Raw genomic sequence first — 4,152 nt, forward strand, 5'->3', positions numbered from 1 at the left:
ATTTTCCTAAAACACAAAGCTTTTTAGATACGACTTCCAAGGATATGGAAAGGGTGGAAACTTATACTAAATAACAGACCTAGAAAGGCTCTCAACTTCAAAACTCCACTAGAAGTGTTTAGGAGATTATCTACAAATATGCTATGCTCGGGTGCACAAAAAAGAACATATAGTGGTTCCGATTCAATCGTATAGAAAAATATAGGATTAACGACAAGTTTCAAGTCGTTGACTTGAAACCCATTAAGCTAGCCGTTTGAATTGGCACTACTATGTTTTTGGAATTAGCTAAGCCTTTTGTGCTATTATGTCTTTTTTAAACAAAGAGGTACGGTATGGTAGAGGTTTCAGAAGGAGAAATTCAAACGACAGCAATGGATCATCATGGCTTAGTGGCTGCCAATAGAACGCGGTATAATTACTTAAAAAAAAGTCATTCATATGAAAAAAACGGTTGTTGTGGGGATGTCTGGAGGAGTAGACTCCTCTGTTGCCGCCTTGTTGCTTAAAGCAAAGGGCTATCAAGTCATGGGCCTTTTCATGAAGAATTGGGAAGAAAAAGATGAAAAAGGCATCTGTCTTTCAGCTTCTGATTTTGAAGATGTCCAGAAGGTTTGTGCCCAGATTGACATCCCTTGCTATACAGTGAATTTTGTCAAAGAATACCAAGAATCTGTCTTCTCTTATTTCCTTTCTGAATTAAAAAAAGGTTATACTCCCAATCCAGACATTCTCTGTAACCGCGAAATTAAATTTAAGGTTTTTCTCGATAAAGCAATGAGTCTTGGCGCTGATTACCTAGCAACTGGTCACTATTGCACTATTGAAGAAGAAAAGTCTTTTTATTTACATAAAGGCCAAGATCCCAATAAAGACCAGAGTTATTTTCTCTATACCCTCTCACAAAAAATATTGGAAAAAGTTCTCTTTCCCATTGGACATCTAACCAAACAAGAAGTGCGCTCAATTGCTTTATCTCACAATCTTTTTACAGCGAAAAAAAAAGATAGTGTAGGGATCTGTTTTATTGGTAAACGCAACTTCAAAAATTTCCTTCTTCCTTATCTTGGTTATCAAAAAGGGGCGTTTGAGAACACGCAAGGACAAGTCCTGGGTTATCACGACGGTCTTGCTTACTACACAATAGGCCAACGCAAAGGACTAAAAATTGGAGGAGCTGGCGATGCTTGGTTTGTCGTTGCCAAAGATATAAAACGCAATGTCATTATTGTTGAGCAAGGCTTAGACCATCCTAGCCTTTATCAATCAGAGCTTATTGCAACGGATTTAAGCTGGGTAGCGGATCTTTCCCCTCAAACGCCTTATCCTTGCTCTGCTAAAATCCGTTACCGACAGAAAGACCAAAACTGTGTCATTGAAAAAATTTCCGAAACAAAAGCTTTTGTACGCTTCTTAGAACCTCAAAGAGCAATCACCCCTAGGCAATCGATTGTGTTCTATGCTGGCAATCGTTGCCTAGGTGGTGGGATGATCGAGCCAGAAGCCCCCTAACTTTTTTCATCAGATATAGATGGATATTCTAGGGAACAGAGATCCACTTTAACAGCTTGGTGAATACTGCTCTTAAGCTCTTTGAGCTTTTTCTTATCTGGACTCTTTGCAAATAATGTTTTTTCGAATCTGCTTCTTTTCTCTAAGCAACTGTTAATATTGCCTTCAGAAATCAATGAAAATAACTTTTTTTTCTTAACCCTATCCATTCTATTCCATTTTTCAGGTGTTATATTGTTTTCAGAATCAAGGTCATAAATTGTCTGTATAACAAATAGCTGCTCTTCTTTTAATGAAATTTTTTCTTTTAACTTGATTCCTTGCTTAGTTGCTTCCTGGTTAAAAGTTTGAACGCCTTTGTCAATGACCTTTTTTAATCCTGGCCAAGAAGCTAACAATTGTTCTAATTGTTCTTCTTTAAGTAAAGGAACCTTTCTTCCTTCATGCATAATCTCGGTGAAAACCCCCAATAAATGCTGAGGAGAGCGTATTTTATCGCATCTTCTTTTCAGTCTTGCAAACTCTGTATTTGAAAGATTTTTTAACTTATCTTTTATATAGCCTTTTACTTTTACTGCATGATAAATATTCCATCCTAAAACCTCTTTAATACGCCCCTTGTATATAACGTGTTGTGTAGTAGGATATGTAGGATTAAATCTTTTTATAAGCTGATTTCCCTTCTCAAAAATATTTTGAGAAAGTGTTAATTTTGGTAAGCCGGAAATAAATACGCCATTCAAAGAAGATAAATCTGCCTTACTGGTTTTTAAAGGAGTTAAATCTTTATTAAGATCCATAGCAGCCTGAACAGCATTAATTAATAGTAACATGATAAAATCCTGTATTAAATTATTTATTTTCATAACTAGCGTTATGACAATGAACCATATCATTTTCTTTATAAAAATCAAGCCATTTATTTTTAATTAAATTAAATTAATTATATTTTAAAAATGCAAAACAATAAATAATTTAATATATTAATTTGTAAATCAAGCATTTGGATTTGATTTAAAAACCAGATAGGGCTATGATTCCCCTTTATCAAAAGCTGTTTTTATACAAGAGCTCCTCTAACCTTCCTGTCAGGTTAGGAAAGGTGCAATACCCGAAACTTAAACCGGTTATAAAGCTTTAGCCTTAGAGCCTGTTTAAAATCTTTTCAAAAGTAGAGCAATAGACCTTTTGCGTAGTTAAATAAAAATTTCATAATTGTAGATTCCAGCAATAAGATTAAACCGTAAACCAAACCTTTTTCTTCTGTTCCTATATTTGCCACTTAAAATTTTACATCTTTTTAGACTGCCAATCACGTTTTCATTAACAACTCGCTCAGAGGAAATCTCTTGATTCTGCTTTTTCTCTTCTTTTGTTAACGGCTTCTTCTTACTGGATTTTTTTGGAAGTCTTGAGTTTTTTTGAATCTTTTTTATGCCTGTATAACCACTGTCGGTCATACCACAACGTTGATCTGTCCTCCGTACCCTACTCTCTTTAAACAGTCTAACATCATGTTTTTTGCCAAGTCTTTTCAAGTTTGAAATGCACAGAAGAATTAAAAAAAAGAATAGGCAGGAGATGAAAGAATCTCTATTGTGATTTTTAACAATAGATTTCTTGCATAACCCCTTATTTTAAAGCTTTCATTTATAGATTCCTAATCTTAACAAAAGCATTTCCAGCTATATCGCTCAAACAATCATATCTCCTGGATTAAAATACTTTAAAATTTTAGATTGCTTATTGGTTATGCAAGAGATCTAATCAAACACAAAAAGAGACCTTGCCTAAAGGCTACCATCACCTAACCTATGACCAAAGATGTCAGATTTATATTTTACAAGCTAGAGAAGATACATCTAGCTCAATAGCAACCATTCTAAAAGTTCATCATAGCACTATTAGTAGGGAACTTAAGAGAAATAAAGGACAACGAGGATACTGTAAGAATTACTTCGTATTCCATGTCTCTCTTAAGAAGAGCTTTTTTCCCAGGCTGTGAAAACTTCTTGCTTTTAATCCATGTGTCTTCTAGCTATCTGCAGGCTCGATAACATGCGCTTTCACTCAGACCGTAACTACAACCTGTGTGAAAATACGTTACTAGGTTTTTCTGAAAAACCTGCTCTATCTTGCAAGAAGATGTTATATTAAACCTCTTAAAACGATTTCTTGAAAATCTCTTTTGGAAAATATAATCTGCTAGTAAATCAGGATCTGTTTTTTCTGAACCTTCATGGATCATTTTCCCTTGTTCATTCAACACACAGATAAAAGTTCTTTTCATTGGAGAGTTTAATCTACTCCGTTTAAGGAGCAATCCCTTTTTTGTGTGCAATTATGGCATGTATATCACTTTTTCAAGTTTACAACTTTCCATGTAATCTCAAAACCTAATAGATGATGCATATCCTAGAAAAGCATAACTAAATAGCTTGCAAGAGAACGCGTAACCAATGAAAATTTTAGCTACTCGAAACCCAAGTGAAAAAGGTTTCGGTTTAATCTAATCACTGGAATTTATAATCTGGAACTGATGGGTTTTGAAAAGAGAGTCTTTTCAAGTTTGAAGTGCACAGAAGAATTAAAAAAAGAATAGGCAGGCGATGAAAGAATCTCTATTGTGATTTTTAACAA

Annotated in this window: 5 protein-coding genes; 2 read left to right on the forward strand and 3 right to left on the reverse strand. The window is 34.5% G+C overall.

Going from position 1 to position 4,152, the window contains the following annotated elements; all coding sequences use genetic code 11:
• Window positions 1-23 precede the first annotated feature (23 nt).
• The gene (locus RHOW815_RS07160) at window positions 24-224 is read right to left on the reverse strand and encodes a hypothetical protein (RefSeq protein WP_215217633.1); all 201 of its coding nucleotides are present in this window, start codon (window positions 222-224) and stop codon (window positions 24-26) included.
• 217 nt (window positions 225-441) lie between these two features.
• Here RHOW815_RS07160 and mnmA point away from each other — a divergent pair, with 217 nt between their 5' ends.
• Window positions 442-1,512, forward strand: a complete 1,071-nt coding sequence (gene mnmA, locus RHOW815_RS07165; protein WP_215217634.1) for a tRNA 2-thiouridine(34) synthase MnmA — start codon at window positions 442-444, stop codon at window positions 1,510-1,512.
• Here the strand turns inward: mnmA and RHOW815_RS07170 are convergent.
• Together RHOW815_RS07170 and RHOW815_RS07175 are read right to left on the reverse strand one after the other, a co-directional pair.
• Window positions 1,509-2,378, reverse strand: coding sequence for a hypothetical protein (locus tag RHOW815_RS07170; RefSeq protein ID WP_215217635.1), 870 nt, complete (start codon window positions 2,376-2,378; stop codon window positions 1,509-1,511). The two genes, mnmA and RHOW815_RS07170, sit on opposite strands and share 4 nt — an antisense overlap.
• 330 nt (window positions 2,379-2,708) lie before the next feature.
• Window positions 2,709-3,095, reverse strand: coding sequence for a transposase family protein (locus tag RHOW815_RS07175; RefSeq protein ID WP_256439930.1), 387 nt, complete (start codon window positions 3,093-3,095; stop codon window positions 2,709-2,711).
• Between the two features lie 203 nt (window positions 3,096-3,298).
• Here RHOW815_RS07175 and RHOW815_RS07180 point away from each other — a divergent pair, with 203 nt between their 5' ends.
• Window positions 3,299-3,517 carry a helix-turn-helix domain-containing protein gene (locus tag RHOW815_RS07180; RefSeq protein ID WP_215217637.1) on the forward strand — a complete coding sequence of 73 codons (219 nt, stop codon included), beginning with the start codon at window positions 3,299-3,301 and terminating at the stop codon, window positions 3,515-3,517.
• Window positions 3,518-4,152: the final 635 nt, after the last annotated feature.

It is taken from the genome of Candidatus Rhabdochlamydia sp. W815 (genome assembly GCF_018642185.1).
Taxonomy (GTDB): domain Bacteria; phylum Chlamydiota; class Chlamydiia; order Chlamydiales; family Rhabdochlamydiaceae; genus Rhabdochlamydia; species Rhabdochlamydia oedothoracis.